At 53.2% G+C, this 17,278-nt stretch carries 21 protein-coding genes and 1 pseudogene; 10 read left to right on the forward strand and 12 right to left on the reverse strand.

Annotated elements, in window-relative coordinates:
- Positions 1 to 2 precede the first annotated feature (2 nt).
- Together N1689_RS09095 and N1689_RS09100 are read right to left on the reverse strand one after the other, a co-directional pair.
- Positions 3 to 818, reverse strand: coding sequence for a manganese/iron ABC transporter ATP-binding protein (locus tag N1689_RS09095; protein WP_161736758.1), 816 nt, complete (start codon positions 816 to 818; stop codon positions 3 to 5).
- On the reverse strand, positions 815 to 1,729 hold the full coding sequence (locus N1689_RS09100; RefSeq protein WP_222925605.1) for a metal ABC transporter substrate-binding protein: 915 nt from the start codon (positions 1,727 to 1,729) through the stop codon (positions 815 to 817). Before N1689_RS09100 ends, N1689_RS09095 begins: the two co-directional genes overlap by 4 nt.
- A 458-nt stretch (positions 1,730 to 2,187) precedes the next feature.
- Between N1689_RS09100 and N1689_RS09105 the strand changes: the two genes are divergently transcribed.
- The 4 genes from N1689_RS09105 (at position 2,188) to N1689_RS09120 (ending at position 3,861) form a co-directional block, all read left to right on the forward strand.
- Positions 2,188 to 2,481, forward strand: a complete 294-nt coding sequence (locus N1689_RS09105) for a hypothetical protein (RefSeq protein WP_161736760.1) — start codon at positions 2,188 to 2,190, stop codon at positions 2,479 to 2,481.
- A gap of 246 nt (positions 2,482 to 2,727) precedes the next feature.
- Positions 2,728 to 2,973 (forward strand): regulatory protein YcgZ, encoded by a 246-nt coding sequence (ycgZ, locus tag N1689_RS09110; protein WP_033735314.1) that lies wholly within the window; start codon positions 2,728 to 2,730, stop codon positions 2,971 to 2,973.
- A 177-nt stretch (positions 2,974 to 3,150) separates the two neighbouring features.
- Complete coding sequence (locus tag N1689_RS09115) at positions 3,151 to 3,444, forward strand: hypothetical protein (protein ID WP_150011759.1); 294 nt, start codon at positions 3,151 to 3,153, stop codon at positions 3,442 to 3,444.
- Between the two features lie 162 nt (positions 3,445 to 3,606).
- Positions 3,607 to 3,861, forward strand: coding sequence for a biofilm/acid-resistance regulator YmgB/AriR (locus N1689_RS09120; RefSeq protein WP_061060655.1), 255 nt, complete (start codon positions 3,607 to 3,609; stop codon positions 3,859 to 3,861).
- 318 nt (positions 3,862 to 4,179) lie between these two features.
- Here the strand turns inward: N1689_RS09120 and N1689_RS09125 are convergent, their stop codons facing one another.
- The 4 genes and pseudogenes from N1689_RS09125 to N1689_RS22100 all read right to left on the reverse strand — a co-directional run bounded on the left by N1689_RS09125 (position 4,180) and on the right by N1689_RS22100 (position 7,434).
- Positions 4,180 to 4,770, reverse strand: coding sequence for a TetR/AcrR family transcriptional regulator (locus N1689_RS09125; RefSeq protein WP_161736761.1), 591 nt, complete (start codon positions 4,768 to 4,770; stop codon positions 4,180 to 4,182).
- 55 nt (positions 4,771 to 4,825) lie between these two features.
- Positions 4,826 to 5,401 carry a cytochrome b gene (locus N1689_RS09130; RefSeq protein ID WP_161736762.1) on the reverse strand — a complete coding sequence of 192 codons (576 nt, stop codon included), beginning with the start codon at positions 5,399 to 5,401 and terminating at the stop codon, positions 4,826 to 4,828.
- Positions 5,401 to 6,443: pseudogene (locus N1689_RS09135) on the reverse strand (catalase family peroxidase). The gene N1689_RS09130 and the pseudogene N1689_RS09135 overlap by 1 nt, the downstream one beginning before the upstream one ends.
- A gap of 685 nt (positions 6,444 to 7,128) precedes the next feature.
- On the reverse strand, positions 7,129 to 7,434 hold the full coding sequence (locus tag N1689_RS22100; RefSeq protein ID WP_371876256.1) for an SAF domain-containing protein: 306 nt from the start codon (positions 7,432 to 7,434) through the stop codon (positions 7,129 to 7,131).
- 301 nt (positions 7,435 to 7,735) lie between these two features.
- Here N1689_RS22100 and N1689_RS09145 point away from each other — a divergent pair, with 301 nt between their 5' ends.
- Positions 7,736 to 8,752 carry a substrate-binding domain-containing protein gene (locus tag N1689_RS09145; protein WP_260058653.1) on the forward strand — a complete coding sequence of 339 codons (1,017 nt, stop codon included), beginning with the start codon at positions 7,736 to 7,738 and terminating at the stop codon, positions 8,750 to 8,752.
- 140 nt (positions 8,753 to 8,892) lie between these two features.
- On the opposite strand, the gene N1689_RS09150 is transcribed toward N1689_RS09145, so the two are convergent.
- The gene (locus tag N1689_RS09150) at positions 8,893 to 9,777 is read right to left on the reverse strand and encodes a LysR family transcriptional regulator (protein WP_253417952.1); all 885 of its coding nucleotides are present in this window, start codon (positions 9,775 to 9,777) and stop codon (positions 8,893 to 8,895) included.
- Positions 9,778 to 9,876: 99 nt separating this feature from the next.
- Here N1689_RS09150 and N1689_RS09155 point away from each other — a divergent pair, with 99 nt between their 5' ends.
- The gene (locus N1689_RS09155; protein WP_260058655.1) at positions 9,877 to 10,602 is read left to right on the forward strand and encodes an SDR family oxidoreductase; all 726 of its coding nucleotides are present in this window, start codon (positions 9,877 to 9,879) and stop codon (positions 10,600 to 10,602) included.
- 39 nt (positions 10,603 to 10,641) lie between these two features.
- On the opposite strand, the gene N1689_RS09160 is transcribed toward N1689_RS09155, so the two are convergent.
- The 4 genes from N1689_RS09160 to N1689_RS09175 all read right to left on the reverse strand — a co-directional run bounded on the left by N1689_RS09160 (position 10,642) and on the right by N1689_RS09175 (position 13,866).
- A complete protein-coding gene (locus N1689_RS09160) occupies positions 10,642 to 11,382 on the reverse strand; it encodes a YoaK family protein (protein ID WP_161736545.1) in 741 nt (246 codons plus the stop codon).
- Between the two features lie 211 nt (positions 11,383 to 11,593).
- Positions 11,594 to 11,923: a DHCW motif cupin fold protein gene (locus tag N1689_RS09165; RefSeq protein ID WP_135911024.1), complete on the reverse strand. Its 330-nt coding sequence runs from the start codon at positions 11,921 to 11,923 to the stop codon at positions 11,594 to 11,596.
- A 25-nt stretch (positions 11,924 to 11,948) separates the two neighbouring features.
- Positions 11,949 to 12,641: an aspartate/glutamate racemase family protein gene (locus tag N1689_RS09170; protein ID WP_260058656.1), complete on the reverse strand. Its 693-nt coding sequence runs from the start codon at positions 12,639 to 12,641 to the stop codon at positions 11,949 to 11,951.
- Between the two features lie 67 nt (positions 12,642 to 12,708).
- A complete protein-coding gene (locus N1689_RS09175; RefSeq protein WP_260058766.1) occupies positions 12,709 to 13,866 on the reverse strand; it encodes an MFS transporter in 1,158 nt (385 codons plus the stop codon).
- 137 nt (positions 13,867 to 14,003) lie between these two features.
- Here N1689_RS09175 and N1689_RS09180 point away from each other — a divergent pair, with 137 nt between their 5' ends.
- Positions 14,004 to 14,507, forward strand: a complete 504-nt coding sequence (locus tag N1689_RS09180; RefSeq protein WP_161736543.1) for a MarR family winged helix-turn-helix transcriptional regulator — start codon at positions 14,004 to 14,006, stop codon at positions 14,505 to 14,507.
- Between the two features lie 8 nt (positions 14,508 to 14,515).
- Here N1689_RS09180 and N1689_RS09185 read toward each other — a convergent pair whose 3' ends face one another.
- Positions 14,516 to 15,118: a helix-turn-helix transcriptional regulator gene (locus N1689_RS09185; protein WP_161736542.1), complete on the reverse strand. Its 603-nt coding sequence runs from the start codon at positions 15,116 to 15,118 to the stop codon at positions 14,516 to 14,518.
- 43 nt (positions 15,119 to 15,161) lie between these two features.
- On the opposite strand from N1689_RS09185, the gene N1689_RS09190 reads away from it, so the two are divergent.
- The 3 genes from N1689_RS09190 to N1689_RS09200 all read left to right on the forward strand — a co-directional run bounded on the left by N1689_RS09190 (position 15,162) and on the right by N1689_RS09200 (position 17,267).
- A complete protein-coding gene (locus tag N1689_RS09190) occupies positions 15,162 to 15,857 on the forward strand; it encodes a B3/4 domain-containing protein (protein WP_260058657.1) in 696 nt (231 codons plus the stop codon).
- Between the two features lie 115 nt (positions 15,858 to 15,972).
- Positions 15,973 to 16,293 carry a hypothetical protein gene (locus N1689_RS09195; RefSeq protein WP_260058658.1) on the forward strand — a complete coding sequence of 107 codons (321 nt, stop codon included), beginning with the start codon at positions 15,973 to 15,975 and terminating at the stop codon, positions 16,291 to 16,293.
- 374 nt (positions 16,294 to 16,667) lie between these two features.
- On the forward strand, positions 16,668 to 17,267 hold the full coding sequence (locus N1689_RS09200; RefSeq protein WP_161736539.1) for a DUF1173 family protein: 600 nt from the start codon (positions 16,668 to 16,670) through the stop codon (positions 17,265 to 17,267).
- Positions 17,268 to 17,278: the final 11 nt, after the last annotated feature.

Below are 17,278 nucleotides of genomic sequence, written 5' to 3' on the forward strand. Positions count from 1 at the left end.
GTTCAGCTCCCCTCTTCCCGTGCGGCATGAGGTGCGATAAAGGGGCGTTCATCATCGGTGATGATCTGATCGTCCAGCCCCTTCACCATCACATGACGCAATACCCCGCTGAACGCGCGCTCAAGATTAGCGGTAGTAAACGTAGTCCGGGTTGGGCCGCTGGCCAGAACCGTGCCTTTTATCATTACCGTGTAATCACAGAACGCCGTGACCGATCCCAGATTATGGGTGGAGACCAGCATGGTTTTACCTTCATCGCGCAATTCCCCCAGCAGGCTGATGATTCTGGCCTCGGTCTGAACATCCACGCCAGTAAACGGCTCGTCCAGCAGGATCACGCTGCCCTGCTGCGCAATCGCGCGTGCCAGAAATACCCTTTTCTTCTGCCCGCCAGAGAGTTCGCCAATCTGACGATGGCGATAATCCAGCATATCGACCCGCGCCAGCGCCTCACTGACTATCTGCTGGTCATGCAACTTTGGCCGCCGCAGCAGCCCCATATGCCCGTAGCGCCCCATCATCACCACATCTTCCACCAGCACCGGAAACGACCAGTCCACCTCTTCCGACTGCGGCACGTAGGCGACAAGACTCTGGCGTAGCGCCTGGCGGGTTGGCATCCCCAGCACCGAGATGCTGCCGCTGGCGAGCCGCACAAATCCCATCAGCGCTTTAAACAGGGTTGACTTGCCGGAGCCATTAACGCCCACCAGCGCGGCGATCGATCCGCCCGGCACGCTGAAGCTGGCATCATGCAGTGCAGTATGTCCGTTGCGATAAGTTACCGTGACGCCTGAAACCACAATGGTGTCTGTCATTGCACTTTCTCTCCCGCTTTAATGCCCTGCACCAGTGTCTTCGTGGTGACTTTGAGCAGATCGAGGTAAGTTGGCACCGGTCCCTGCGCGTTACTTAAGGAGTCGACGTAAAGCACACCACCGTAATGGGCACCGGTTTCCCGCGCGACCTGGCGGGCGGGCTTATCTGACACGGTGCTTTCACTGAACACCGCCGGAATGGCATTTTTCTTCACCTGGTCAATCACTCTTCTCACCTGCTGCGGCGTACCCTGCTGGTCAGCATTGATCGGCCACAGGTAGAGCTCTTTCATGCCCAGGTCACGCGCCAGATAGGAGAACGCACCCTCACTGGTCACCATCCAGCGTTTCTGCTCGGGAATAGCGGCAATCTGCTGGCGCAGCGGATCCAGTGCAGCGGTAATTTTTTGCTTATAGGCGGCAGCGTTCTGACGGTAGGTCTCTGCGTTGACCGGGTCATATTTCACCAGCGCATCGCGGATGTTATCAACATAGATCAGCGCATTGTCCGGTGACATCCAGGCATGCGGATTTGGTTTACCGTTATAAGGCCCTTCGCCAATACCCATCGGCGTGACACCAGCTGAAACGACCACTTCCGGGACGCCGTCCAGATGCTGATAAAAGCGCTGAAACCAGCGTTCGAGATTAAGCCCGTTCGCCATAATTAACTGCGCACCCTGCGCCCGCCTGATGTCGCCGGGAGTGGGCTGATATTCGTGTATTTCAGCACCGGGCTTAGTAATAGAGGTGACCTCCGCGGCATCGCCAGCCACGTTCTCAGCCATGTCAGCTATCACCGTAAACGTGGTGACTATCTTAAATTTTTCTGCTGCATAGCTGCTGCTCACCATCAGGGTTGAGAGCAGCGCACTCAGTAACAGCGTGGTGATCTTTTTTATCGGGACCATTAGGCGGGCTCCAGAGGTGATTAAAAACAGAACATAATTAGCATAGGCTATTTTTTATAGCACAGGCTATAACTCTCGACCAGCAGTGAGATGTTAAGTTTCTTCAGCATTCAGGTTCAGGTGTCAGCTTTTGTAAAGCAGATCGGTTAGCCTCTGATATAAATAGGAATATTTTAGATAATGCGTGGCATTCAGCAGGCTTATAGTTTCGGGACAGGCGGATTTCTCTTCTGCCTGATTCCGTGCCACAAAATGAGAAAAGAGGTAATGGCATAGAAAAAGCGTTCAACTACGCTTTGCCATTCACAAAATGAAGTCGCATTACCGGATGACATGCTCGCAACAGACGCAGTAATTCCACAATTAAAATAATCTAATTGATAGGCCGAATTGATTAAGCCTGATGAATTTTTTTGCTACAGTTAATGTTACTTACCGCAATCACCCAGGAGGATATTTTGTATTTTTCCAGCGACGAAAAAGCGAATGTCATCATTGGCGAAGCCGCAATGAACCTGTTTAATGCTGGTCAGGAAGTGAACGTTGAACTGCTGATTCAAGAACTCCAGGTAATGGCTGACTCAGAAGTGAATGAGTATCGCCTTGAGCAGATGCAAACTGCGCGTCAATGGCTGACGGGATTCAAAACAATTGGTTCACGCACTACCCGTCCGGCAAACTGGTTATCCAGAAATGCGGGTATCGAACCGGCTATCAGCGCCTCTGCTGATGACATCTTCTTTAAGCATTAACACTCTTTCTTACCTTTGCCGGCCTGAACAATCAGGTCGGAACACCAGAGGGCTTGTTCCTGTACAAGAATATGGTACAATTTTCACTTCTTCACCACCTCCTCGTAACACCCTGTTTTTAAACAAATAGCACTTTTTGCACAAAAAAAATCATTCCAAAAATCCAAAATCCTGTACAAGTTTTAAAAAGATGTATAACTTGCGCATCAGGAATGCTATACATTTTCACCATCTGAGGAAATCATCATGCGTCAGAACGGACAAGGCCCGGAAACGATCAGCGATATTGCCCGTTACTTCAATCAGGCCAGCTCACCTTCGCAACAGGAAACATTGGGTTCGGTTGTAGTCGAAATTCTGCGCGCAGGTCATAGCCTCAGCCGTAAAGCAATTTGCAGTAAATTATTGAGCCGCCTTGAACTGGCTGCGACGCCAGAAGAAGAGAGCCATTTGCATGAATTAATCGCGATGCTCTTTCGTCGCGAAGATTAATACCCGCTTACGGCTTCAGATATTTCTATCGTCGCCTGCTCTTAGCCAACATTCAGGAAGATTTACCCATAGGACCGAAGCCCAGTACTGCTTAGCCGTATCTGGTGCAACAAGTTGCACCCGCTGACGTATACGGACCCGCAGCATGGCCATTGATTCGTAATCAGAGAAGCCAGTATGTACAGAAGTGAAGATGAGAAACTGACAGATGTCATGATCGGCGAAGCCGTCCTGACATTACTTAAGTCAGACAAACCGGTGTCGAGTAACGCCTTAATCGCGCAGCTTGAACTCATGGCTGCTAATGCCGATGACGACACTAAAGTGTCTGTGATTCGCAAAGCTATCACTGAAGTTCGAAACGGTATGGTTACCGCGCGTAAACGTGTGCAGGGCGACGGTGCTGAACGTGATAAGACCACGCATCGTATGAACAGCGATGGCCCACCTGATGGGTCTAAAAAGCACTGATAAAGGGTATTGTGTGCCTGTTACACACGGCTAGCGATAAGCGAAGCGGCAGCCTTAAAGCGAAATTTTTATTGGCTGGCTGGGCAAAACGAATACAGCGTCTACACTCGTTTTGTTTTCACCCATTGCGTATAACGAATTTTCCTCAGAGAAAGAAAAATCATGCAACACTCTTCATCAGATTTATCCATTATTGACTATTTTCGTAGTGAAGGCGATTTGCTGGCACCGGAAACCGAACTGCTGGGCGCAGTGATTCGTGACATTGTGGCTGATCAGGGACGTGTGACCAACAAAGCGATAATTCTTTATCTGATTGCCGAACTGGAATGTACTTCCGACGTTATCAGACTGGATGTGTTGCGCAGAACGCTGGAAATTGTGGTTGGCCGTACACCTGACGATACTGATATCTGATTACCTGTCCTGCGTTGTCGGCGATAACGCAGGTTCAGTGAGATTAATACTCCGCTTTTGAGGCAATTTTTGACGAATAACTAAAACCAATCCACCTACTATGTACAAAACGCCCAACCGTAGCTGCAAATCGTAAAGCAGGCCGCAACGGCCATAGGTCATAGACAGCCCTGACGTAGTTGTGCTTTCTCGCGCAAAATATCCCTCTCTGTTTTCCCAAAACACTCGTATCACTCTGCTGGGTGATAATCCGCGCCAATTTTATTTATTTACTGGTAACAGGCAAAAAATCACATAAAACTTATCATCTTCAAGGCATCATGGGGCTTTCACTAATCGTCCGATGACCGGTTCAACAATTTGCAGGAATACATCAGCGTTATTAAAAGCACGCGCAGAAATAATCGCACCATGCACCGTTGCCATTAGTGATTTTGCCTCTGTAGCGGCACTTTCTCGCAGGGAAAAGACGCCGTTCTTCTCGCCCCTGACCAGCACGTCAGTGAGCCAGTCAGTGAGATCGGAAAAATGAGCACTGACTTCCTGAGCCACTTCTTTGGGTAATACTGGCAATTCGACCGCCAGCATCACGCAAATACAGAAAGGCGAATTGTTCTCTTTTATGCAGGTCGCCCAGAAGTTCACATAGCTATTAATTTCGCCCAGTACATCACCGGCGAAGTGCTGGCTGGTGGCCGCCATTCCTGCGCGCGCTTGATGACGATAATCACTCACAACCGCCTGAACCAGATCCGCTTTGCCTGGGAAATGGTGGTGAATACTGGACTTGCGAATCTGCACCCGCTCGGCTAAATCGGCATAGCTGAAGCTGTTGTAACCGCCAGAGGTGAGCAGCACGCGGGTGTGATGCATAATTTCTTCGGCTTTCTGTGAACGTTCTGTACTCATGCATGCTCCCGGCAGCAACAATTAAATAACGTCAAATCTGTAAACGGCCCTGAACCTACTGACCGTCAGCCGGGTTGTCAAGCGCACCAGGGGCGAGGCGTTTGCGTGAAACCGTCATACTGCTGAATACACCATCGCGCAGAATCAACGCATGGAACAAGGCTGCGGCAAGATGCAACATGACGGTCATGAACAACGCCAGGGCCACCCAGCTGTGAAGCGGTCGCAAAACCGCAAACGCGTCGTTGCTGACCGGAACAATGGGCGGCAGTACCAGATGACCCAGCGTAACGGGATAGCCGCCCGCCGACAGCATCGCCCAGCCGATGAGCGGCTGAGCCAGCATCATGGCATACAGTGCCCAGTGTGAAAGATGTGCTGACAATTTCTGCCAGGCAGGGAGCGTGGCCGGCAGTGCTGGTGTAGCGGTGGTGAAGCGCAGCCAGAGCCGCACAATGACCAGCAACAGAATCATCAGACCCAGCGGCTTATGGATGGCCACCAGCAGGCCGTGCAATGTCGAAACCGTGGATACCATCGCGACGCCAATAAACAGCATGGCCATAATCGCCGCCGCCATCAGCCAGTGGATGATGCGCAGTGCCGGGTGAAAAGTGGTGATCTGTTTCATCAAGGGGCCACTGCCTGTTCATGGGTGCGGGCATTATAAGATTTGGCGTACGCTGACGAACGGGCATTCAGAAGCGGATCGTCCGATGCGGTTATGCCATCCGGCAAAATCAGCGGGTCATAATTAATGTCGTTACAGGCACCCTGCTGCTGTGGCGTCATTTTAGTGATGGTCAGCGTTCCGGCATTGATCTTCTGACGATCGGCAGGCCAGTCAATCGTTGCGTCATTGCTTTTATCACCCCCCCCGCGACGGTAATAATCACGTCCCATTTCTGCGGCCCCTGCGCCAGCCGCTGCTGCAGATCGCGTTGCAGGAAATCAGTGTGCTCTTTTTCTTTTTCATCCATCGGCTGATAGTCAGCGTGCGGCACCATACTCCAGCGCACCAGGTGTGGATGACCTTGTGAATCAATGAAATCAAAGGCGTTCAGGCTGTTAAATCGATCGCGAGTCCAGCTGGAAGCGGGCATATATTGTTTAGCCCAGGCAAAAAAGGGTTTGATCTCACGTTGCTGCCGTACAAAAGCCTGCATTTTGGCGGGGTCAGGTTTACCGGTTTTAGCATCCGGCAACGTGGCGCTTTGCAGATCGTAAAAGCCCTGAACGCTTTTCACCGGGAAAAACGGCATTGCATTCATGCCGGTGCGCCACTGCTCACCATTTTTCTGATTAAACGCCAGCGCCATACTGCGAACCGGTACCGCATAATCAGGCGCATTCGGATTACCGCCTGCGATAGCGAAACGGCCCACCACCGGCGTAACGCCGGGGGCGAACAGCGCCGCGCGTGACAGGCTACTGGCGTTACCGTTAGCCGAAAAGTCGCCTATGATACAGACGCCTTTAGCATGATTACGGCGATAGCCAGGGTGGTAACCGCCAGATTTTTCCAGAGCCGCCACCAGCTTGTCCGATGTCAGCCTGCTGGTCTCCAGCCACTCGCCTGCCCACAGGATCAGTGCGGTCAGCAGCAAAGGGACCCCCGCAATAAGCGCCAGTCGCATGATTTTCTGACGTGCAGCAAGAGAAGGTTTATTCATCAATACACTCTATATTGCAGAAGCTGAAGTCCACGCGCATTCCGTACCCTTTGCCTGCGATAACAGAAAAGCATTTATAATTACGACTGACACTTCCACTGAATCTACTAGTAGGTAGACAGGCAAGTTAAAGGAATGTCTTCCTTTTTTTTAACCTGCGGTGCTCTTGTTGCAAGTCTGATGAAAAGTGCTCACCCACAACAGGCCTTTGCCGTTTACAGATATCAAAGTGACCTACAAAACGCTGCCTGAGCGACTCGTTATGTTCGTCTTTGCCATTCCGGCGATTACGCAGGACATTCTCCCGGTCATAATCATTTCTCAAATCATACATAGTCAGAACAGTATGAGTAACACTTGAAACAGAAGAAAACGCTGCCACAGCCCGCTGAAATTAAAAATATTTTTCCTGGAAAGTTATAGAATAAAAACTTCCCAAACGCTTTTTTGTGAATAATGATTGCAGCCGATGAAATTAATTATTATGTTTTCATTTCAGGCCAACAGAAGATTATTCTGACTGAACTGACAAACCAAAAATATAACAGGGCTTAAAATGAATTTCTTTAATTCGCATATTTTATCAGCGCTGTTTACTGCGTCTTATTCTCAGTTAAAGTGGTGCTGCGGAGTTATGGCAGGAAGGGAAGGTTCTGGATGGCGCCCGCCATCGACGCCATCAACCTTAATGCATCTTGCGGGTAAAAAAGCCAATCGCTTCCTGGCACAATGCTTTCAGTTTACTGTCACGCGTCTCTTCGCTCAGGCGAAACAGAGCGTCCGTAATGTCGTGAAAATGAACAGGCTCCCCCGCCTTGATCAAATCACTGACGACCGCGCCAACCAGCGCACGGATCTCTTTTTCATTATCGTACTTCACACGACCTCCCGATGGTGTATGCATATACAGTCTAACATTATCGGGTGTCAAAAAACAAAAAAGCCATTTTAACGGAAATATAAGCGAAGCGGTAAACCGGTTATAAATCATCCAGCTTAAGACTTGCTCTGGAATTATCTAAGCCAGCACTATGCCCTTGCCAGTAAATAGTCAAAAGAGTGTCATCACTGCCTGGATCTGACTTTACCAATACCGGAAGTGGGGCGATTAAATATGTCGTTTGAGCGTAACGCTGAGTTTCAGGTTTATACAAACTGTTATTCCTGTCCCCGATGCCGCATTTTCTCTCTGCCGACCAGTCATACTTTGAAGAACGTGTTTCAGTTGAACCCCAGTTGTTAGCCGGTATTATGATAAAACTCTGGTTATCCTCTGCTGTCGTGAGTCCTGCATGGCTAAATACACCCTCAAACAAATCGCTGTCCAGTCGGGGCTTAGCCTTGCCACCATTGATCGTGCCCTGCATCAGCGTGGCAACGTTCATGCGCGCACTCAGCATCGGATTCAGCAGGCGATAGCGGACCTGGAACTGATGCAAAAAGCCGGGCTCGCCAAAGGCAGAACGATCTACTTCGACGTCATCATGCATACCCCTGACCGCTTTCAGCCACTGATTCGTGAGGCGCTCAGCAGTCAGATCGCCAGCTTTGCTGCTTTCAGACTTCAGCTGCGTTTCCACTTTGGCGCGAATCTCACAGCAGAAGCCATTAACGCGCTGCTGAACAAAAAGGCGCTTCACAGTCACGGTGTCATTCTGAAAGCGGCCTGCTCCGATGAGCTGAATCCCACTATTGAATCGCTGCTGAAACATCGCGTTCCGGTGGTCACCATGATGAGCGATTTACCCGACAGCGCGCGCCTGCGCTATATCGGCATGGATAACTTTGATGCCGGTAAGTTGGCGGCTTTTCTGATGTCAAAATGGCTGCGAGTCAGCCGTTCACATATTGTGGCGGTGACAGGCAGTCGCGATTTCATGGGTGAACAGGAGAGAATCCAGGGGTTTCAGCGTGCGATGCAGCAGTTTGCGCCTCAGCATCAGGTTAGCGTGGTGGCGGGCGGGTATGGCATCGATGCACGGATGCATCAGTCGATGACGCAATTCTTGCAGAGCCATCCGGACACGGATGCGGTCTATACGGTCGGAGGCGGCAATCCCGGCATCCTGCGTGCGTTTGCCGAACAAAAGCGGCATGTGAACGCCTGTATCGGTCACGATCTCGATCAGGAGAATTGTGCCCTGCTGCAGGCCGGTAAAATAGATGCGCTGATTGAGCACAATTTACAGCTCGACGCATTGCACGCCTTCAGAACGTTGCTGGAGTTCCACGGTTTCCTGCCCGCGTCTGAACCGCCCGTGCCCTACTCTAAAATCAATATCATCACCCGATACAACATGACAGCCTGAAGCACTGACACGCCGTAACCCCGTATAACGTCAAGACGTGCATTGCAATTTCGGGCTCTCTGAATGGCTCACCGTTTGACTGGCTGGAGCCGGTCAGTGTCTGCAATTTTAGCGCTGCTTAACAGGCATTTCTGCTCTCTTCATAGCCTGACATGATCGATCAATGCCCTGAGTTTAGGGGCCAGATTTTTACGGCTGGGAAAATAGAGATAGAACCCCGCAAAGGCAGGTAACCACCCATCGAGTATCGTCACCAGTTCACCGCATGCAATGTAAGGCTGAAAGGTCTCCTCCATGCCAAAGCTGATGCCGCCCCCGGCGCGGGCGGTGCGGATCATCACCCCCATATCATTGGTTGTGAGCTGCGGATTGACGGCGACATCAAACTCCCGTCCCTGCTCAGCAAACTCCCAGCGATAAGGCGCCATGCCTGGTCCTTTACGCCAGCCGATGCAGCGATGACTGACCAGTTCTTCGGGATGTTGCGGCGTGCCTGCACGCGCCAGATAAGAGGGTGACGCTACTGCTACCTGACGCTGCGCAGTGGAAACCGGCACCGCAATCATATCCTGCGCGATCACTTCTCCCAGCCGCACGCCTGCATCATAGCCCTGCCCGACAATATCAAACTCGTCATCGGTCACGGTAATATCCAGCTCAATCTGCGGGTAAGCAGTAATAAAGCTCGCCAGCAGTTCGCCTCCCAGCATCCGTTCAGCAATTGAGGAGATCGCCAGCCGTAACTGGCCACGTGGCTCAGCCGCCAGTTCGGCAATATCAGTGACGGCGCGGTTAAGCTGGTTAATCGCCGGAGCCACCTCCGCATAGAGCCGCTGTCCGGCTTCTGTTAGCTGAACTGAACGCGTGGTGCGCTGCATCAGCGTAATGTTGAGCCGGTTTTCCAGACGCCGCAGACTCTGGCTAATCGCCGGACGGGTCACGCCTAGCTGTTCCGCTGCCAGCCGGAAATTTCGGGTCTGTGCCACAATCACAAAAACTTCGAGGGCATTCTTGTCCGCATTCATTGGTCAGATTTAGTTACCAGTCTGTAAAACGTTTGGTGGATTATCTTTATAATGCAGCCGCCGTATGATCGCCAGTGACAACCTCACTGGAGAGACAAAATGACGAAGAAAGTGATTTTAATTACCGGTGCCTCAAGCGGCATCGGTGCAGGCATCGCGCGTGAACTGGCAAAAACCGATGCCATTTTGTTACTGGGCGCGCGGCGCGAAAGCCGTCTGGCCGCCCTGGCTGAGGAGCTGCGGTTTAGTGGTTCAGAGGTGGCGATCAAAGCGCTGGACGTTACGCGCCGCGAACAGGTGGCGCAGTTCGTGGCGTTTGCGCTGGAGAAGTGGGGACGGGTTGATGTGATGATCAATAATGCCGGTATTATGCCGCTATCACCGATGGCATCGCTCAGGGTCGAAGAGTGGGATCAGATGGTCGATGTAAACATCAAAGGGGTACTCTATGGCATCGCGGCGGTGCTGCCGACCATGCTGGGCCACCAGCGCGGACACATCATCAATATCGCATCAATTGGTGCGCTGGCCGTGTCACCTACTGCGGCAGTTTACTGTGCCACCAAGTTTGCGGTGCGGGCGATTTCTGACGGTTTACGGCAGGAGAATAGTCAGCTGCGGGTGACCTGTGTCCATCCCGGTGTGGTCGAGAGCGAGCTGACCTCAACCATTACCGACCCGACAGCTGCCGAGGCGATGCAGCATTATCGCGCTATCGCGCTACAACCGGATGCCATTGGCCGCGCCGTGCGCTATGCGATTGAGCAACCTGAAGAGGTGGATGTAAACGAGATTGTCGTGCGGCCAACCCGCACACAGCAGTAAACAACCGGCCCGCTGCGCGATGTGCAGCGGGCCGGAATATCAGTAAAGGCTTCTGCGGGTGCGCTGGACGGTGACGGCGATAGCCGTCAGTGCTACCAGCATCAGAAACACGCCCAGTCCCACCATCGCGTTAAACCCATAGCTTTTAAACAGCAGCAATCCGGCAATACAGCCGCTAAGGAAGGAGAACACCGTCGTCAGATGGGTGTGAAGAACCTTCTGGAAGAAGCGACGGTCGTCGGTTTCCAGATGCACAGCATGAGACGTATGCGCAAAAATCCACGACCCCAGCGCTATGCCTGCATCGGTCAGCGTACCGGTAATGTGGGTCGATCTGACGCGGCCATTGGAGAGCTGTGTCGAGGTTGCATTATGCACTCCCATCAAAAAGCCCAGCATTATCAGAACTTCCCCGTTAAAGCTTGGCCGGTAGAACATCAGCTCAAAGATCGACGCCGCCGTCAGCGCCGCACCTTCCGCCAGAATAATCAGACAGAAAATGGTGCGTAACTTATGCCTGATCCCCACCACTACCGCCAGCCGGGCAACGGTACAGCCCAGTACAAAGGCAATAATCAGCGCCATCAAAAACAGCATAGTGTGAAGATCGCTGGTGGTGACTTCCTGAGATATCTGCGAAGTGTTACCGGTCATATGCGATGGGAAAAATCCAAACGCCCCCAGCGCCATGGCATTAAGGATGCCGGCGGTGGTCGCCAGCACCAGCGCCAGCAGTCGGTCTTCAGTATGTGAACGAACTTTCTTCTTTTTTATCAGCACAGGCTTCCCCACATCAGGTGAATGCAAAACGTTCTTATAAGGCTTCAAGCATACAACCTGATGGAAATAATTCCTGTCAGAACCAGATAACTCTGATGAAATAAGCCATTAATTTTGCTGATTTTTATAAAGCAGATTCAGTTTACTTTTAAAAGTGTCAACGGCGCGATGATCCACCAGCGGGCAAGCCTTGCAAAAGCGGATTGCTAATTCAGTCGACGATAAAGAGTTGCGCACCTGTCGTTGTAAAAGAACGATGCGGTTCAGCCTCATCCGCGACCTGATAGCTGACGCCCGGAGTCAGCACGAAACGGCGGCCATCAGCCAGTTCAGTATGCAACTCACCCGCCATGCAGAGCAGAATATGACCTTTGGTGCACCAGTGGTCGGCGACATAACCTGGCGAGTAGTCGACCATGCGAACCCGGATGTCGTTAAATTTCATGGTTCGCCACGTCGCCTGTCCCTGTTCGCCGGGATGAATTGTCTCTTCCACCTGATCCCACTGCGTCAGGCCAAACGGCAGATTGTCTATTTTCATGCGATTCCCCTATTGAGGATAAGCGTTAAGTCAGAGCCTGGATAACGGCCTCTTCCGCGTGGATTAGGGTGGTATCAAACAGCGGCACGCTGGCATCGGTGGCATCAACCAGCAGAGTAATTTCAGTGCAGCCCAGAATAATGGCCTCAGCCCCCTGCGCCACCAGTGACTGCATAATCTCCCTGTAGCGACGACGCGACGAGGGATTGATTTCGCCCAGGCACAGCTCATGGTAGATCACCTTATGCACAAACAGACGATCCGCTTCATTGGGTGTCATCACCTCAAGACCGAACTGCTGTTGAAGACGCCCGCGATAAAAATCCTGCTCCATAGTGAAGCGCGTCGCCAGTAATCCGACCTTACGTATACCGGCCTGCTGAATGCGACGTCCGGTGGCATCGGCAATATGCAGCAGCGGTATATCTGTTGCGGCACTGATTTGCGCCGCCACTTTATGCATGGTGTTGGTACAGAGCACGATGAACTGCGCACCAGCGCGTTCCAGATTACGAGCCGCTTCAGCCAGAATCTCGCCCGCCTGCTGCCATTCGCCCGCAGCCTGAAGTTGCTCTATGCGCTGAAAGTCGACGCTCCAGAGCACCAGCTCCGCTGAGTGCAGGCCACCCAATTGCTGTTTAACCTGCTGATTGAGAATGCGGTAATAGAGCGCGGTAGACTCCCACGACATGCCGCCTAACAGACCAATCACTTTCACAATGCACTCCGGGTTCAGGGATTTTATTCCAGCATGCCAGATCGCCATTGATCGGCAACGGCTTTATTCAGGCTGCGCGGTTCTGCGGTCTGAAGCGCCAGGCAATCACCATCAGTACCACCACGCCAGCGCTCATGATCAGCCTGGCCTGAGTCATTGACGTTCCGCTATCACGCACCCAGCCTGCCAGCAGCGGCATCAGAGCCGCAATCAGGTATCCGCCACCCTGTACACGTGACAGCAGAATGCCCGCTTCTCTGGCACTGCGTGCATGATCCAGCGTAACGATCAGCGACAGCGGAAAGAGCGCACCGATGCCCGTACCCAGTAACAGTGAAGAGAGTATCGGCATCGTACCCGGGTAAAAGACCAGACTCAGCAGCCCCAGCAGCAACAGGCCCAGCACGCCGAGCAGCAGCGGACGGCGATCGGGAAAGCGATGTAACATCGCCGAGATGATGAATCCTGCCACCACTTCGGTTAACGTCAGGGCCGCGAGCAGATAGCCACTGTGGCGAGCACTCCAGCCCAGTTGAATATAGAATGGCGGCAGCCAGGCCAGCACTAACGTATAAGCACCCGTGCCAATGCCGAAAAAGAGCATCAGCAACAGGGTAAGCCGCACGGACATCGTCGCTGCATCAGAGGCCACGCTCACCTGCGGCGATCGCCTGACTAAAGTCAGCCAGATCAGCAGTGTTGCCAGCGTTAATCCGCCGGAAAGGGCCAGCGCGGGTTGCAGGCCCAGCCATGAAAACAGCGGGTCAGCACCGGCTGCAGTCAGTGCCGCGCCCGCCATAATGCCCGTGCTGAACAGCGCCATCAGCGTCGCCGCTGCTTCAGCAAAGCGTTGCCGGATAAGAGCGGGCATCAGCGCCTGTATCACGCCAATGCCTGCGCCCCCCGCCAGCGCGGTGAGCAGCAGTTGAGAGGGAGTAAGCGTAACGCCGCGCCACAGGCAAGCGACAGTCAGACAGAGCAAACCGGCGGCGATTCCCCTTACCGGCCCGATGCGGGCAATCAGCCACGGGCCAGAGAGTGCGGCCAGACCCATCATCGCCACCGGCAACGTGGTCAGCAGACTGAACGTCGTCGCCGACAGCCCGGCCTGCAGTTGCAACACCGGGAACAGCGGGCCGATAATCGCCAGCATTGGGCGCAGGTTCAGCCCGATAAGAAAAGCGATCACGGCAAACAGAATGGGGAACAACACCTTATTTTTCATCATTGACGCCTTAACAGAGGATTGACGACGACAGCAACGGGCTGTCATCATTTATCTTAACGTTAAGATAAATTCCCCCTGGTGTTAAGAGGCTGCGCACAACCCGACAAAATAACCACAGTATTTAAAGGTGATTTATGCATGACCATATTGATTTCGTTGTCAGCCAGTGGGACGACGCGATGCCCGACCTGGATACCGCTTCCATGCGTATTTTCGGCAGAGTGCTGCGGCTGATGAAACATCTGGCTAAAGCGCGCAGTGAGGCACTGGCGCCGTTTGGTTTTCAGGAGGGGGAATTTGATGTGCTGGCGACACTGCGACGGGCGGGATCCCCTTATCGGCTGTCACCCACGCAGCTCTACCAGTCACTGCTGGTGACCTCCGGCGCAATGACAAATCGCCTGAACCGGCTGGAGCAGCAGCACCTGATTGAACGTGTTGCTGCGCCAGAGGATAAGCGCAGCATGCTGGTCGGGCTGACACCACACGGGCAGCAACAGATTGAGCAGGCACTTCGTGCACATACCGCAATTCAGGAGGCGGTGCTGGCACCGCTGGCCGCATCAGAGCGCGCCGAACTGGAGGGGTTGCTGAAAACGCTGCTGCTTGCCTTTCCCGGCGAAGCGACAGCCGAATAAAAACGCCGTCAGCGCTGCAGTTCCGCCACCGTCATGGTGAAGATAACGGGCTGGTCATCGGCACTGGCATAGGCATGGGGCATATCGGTACGGGCCACCGCCGCACAGCCCTGCTGAACCATCAGCGTCTGCTCACCCACGGTTAGAGCCAGCATGCCCTGCTCGACGTGCAGCAATTCCAGCGTGCCCGACGAGTGCCCGGTGGAACTGAACACCTCGTCTGCAAACATCTGCCAGCGCCATAGCTCGATCATATCCGGCCCACGGGTGCCGGCCAGCAGCTGCGCACTCCCGCCCTGCTCACCGTGCCACAGCACGGGCATTTCGCTGTTTTCAATCAGCCAGACGTCAGGTGCATGCGAGATACTAACGATATCCGCTACCGAGACGCCCAGTGCGGCAGCCACCTTACACAAAATGGCGATGCTGGGATTGGCGGCACCCTTTTCGATCTCCACCAGCATCCCTTTACTGACACCTGCCCGGCGGGATAACTCATCCAGCGAGAGTTTCTGGCTTTTGCGCCAGCTTTTTATGCGGTCTGAAACAGCCTGATTGACAGTGGCGACATCAGCTCCGGCATCGGTCGTTATATTGACTTTTTTGGTCATCGGTCATTACTATGAAATAAATTAGTCACTGAGAGAGTATTCAATGTTATCTGTTCATCCGTCAATCGATCCGGCTATTTTCACACTCGCTCCTGGCTTTCGTGCCATGAGCATTGCGGTGGAAGCCACACCGATTACCCGACCAGAAGTTGCCAGCGAAGCACTGAGGAGCGCATGCCAGCAGGTATTAAATGATGATGCGCCGTGGGCAGACGCACATCTCGCCGCCTGGGCTGAGGTGTTTAAAGCCTTTGGTGCCAAAGCGAAACGTACGCCCTGTTCGGCTGAAGCATTGCGTAAGCGCGTGCTGCGGGATGGCACACTGCCCGCTATCGATCCGGTTGTCGATCTCTATAACGCCATCAGCATTCGTTATGCGCTGCCGGTCGGGGGTGAAAATATCGCGGCCTATGCTGGCAAGCCACGTCTGGTGATTGCTGACGGCAGTGAACGTTTCGATACCGTTAAAGAGGGCGAAGTCGTTTATGAGTTACCGGAACCAGGCGAAGTGATCTGGCGCGACGATCAGGGCGTAACCTGTCGCCGCTGGAACTGGCGTCAGGGCGTGCGCACCCGACTGGATGCCAGCGCGCAGCAGATGTGGTTCATTCTGGAAAGTCTGCCCGCTATGCCGCTTTCCGCGCTGCAACAGGCCAGCAACGATCTGGTTTCGGGATTACAGCAGATGATGCCGGGTGCGCAAATCAGTACGACGCTGATTGAAGCGCCAGCAAACTGAACATTGCCTCAACAGGGGCTGAACAAGGTTAACGGTGAGCAGAAATTGTGGCAGGATACGCGCCCTGCGTCTGGCCATACCCGGCTGACTTAACGGCACTCAACCGGTAACTAAAATGGCTAAAGTAAAATATATCCTGCCCCTGCTGCTGATCCTCGCCCTGGCCGCCTGGTGGTTTATCCCACACGACAGCGAGGAAGATAAGGCGTATTACGTCGCGGTGTTGTGCGCGATTGATCATGATAGTAAGCAGCCCCTCGACCAGCAGATGCGAAATGTTATTGAAGGCGGTAATTCTGACTATGCGCTGCAGAAATTAGCCTATAAACCGCGGCTGGGGCGCAGTGTGATTGGCCGCTGGGAGCAACTGAAGGCCGATGAGCAACAGCGCGCCGCGCAGGATAATCTTCTCTGCCAGCAGTTGCTGAAACGCTGATTTCTGGTGAGCGTGTTTATCTTATTATTCGAATAATTTCGCGCTGGTCATCATTATTGCTGCGCCCGCCTTGCCTTATTCCTCAGCACCTGAAATCAGCGTGGGTTTACCGTTTACGGCTGAAAAAGATGCATTAAAAATAGTGTCTGAACCTATTGATGGTGCTGAAAGAAGTCTCATTATGACAGCATACAGTTTCACCAATAAGCCGACTGCGGCGGCACTGGCTGGGTGAGCTGGCGCCTGCAGCAGACGGCTGCCCGGATTCGCATTGGTCGCGTTCAGCTGGAAGAATCTCTGCTGCTCATGGTCATGAAAGATACACCGCAGGTTATCGCTAACCGGGAACACCTGAGAGCGACCGGAAAGAACAAATGGCGACGTATCATCGTTTCTGTGCAGGCTGGAGTGAAGCCGGTGAAGCACGACGGAAGACTATACTGCCGCTGGGACTGTTTTCTGGTTTTCCAGATTTGGTTCTGCCTGAAGACGTTCGTCACCGCCTGGAGCGTAGCTTTAGCCGCGAGCCTGGCGACTGGCGCAGGGGGATGAAAGTCGTGATTATCGCTGAAACAGAGCCGCCGGAAACATCGTTCAGGCAAACAGACGGGCGTAGCCGGCCGACCAGCTGCATTATCGTGATTGATGTGGCGCTGATGACGGTCAGCCCACGCTTTATTCAGCTGGATTCCGGCTATGAGGGGGCTGTGGAAGAAAAACTGTGGCAGGAAAAACGCGCCTTTATCAAGCCTCTGCGCTACGACGGTGAAGAAGATGTGTTTCCGGATTTTGTGCTCAAGGACGTTCCTGGCGTGGATGCGCTTCCGATGGAAGTGTTCGGCATGAACTTGCCAGAGTACCTGCAGCGCAGGCAGGTAAAAACCTCTCACTATGATGCGGAATTTGGGCCCGGCCGTTGGTGGTACTGGGATGCTGCTGCGAAGTCAGACATGCCTGCATTTCCCTGCGCCTGACACTGGTGTCT

The sequence above is a fragment of the Pantoea sp. XY16 genome (genome assembly GCF_025153065.1).
Lineage (GTDB): Bacteria > Pseudomonadota > Gammaproteobacteria > Enterobacterales > Enterobacteriaceae > Pantoea > Pantoea alfalfae.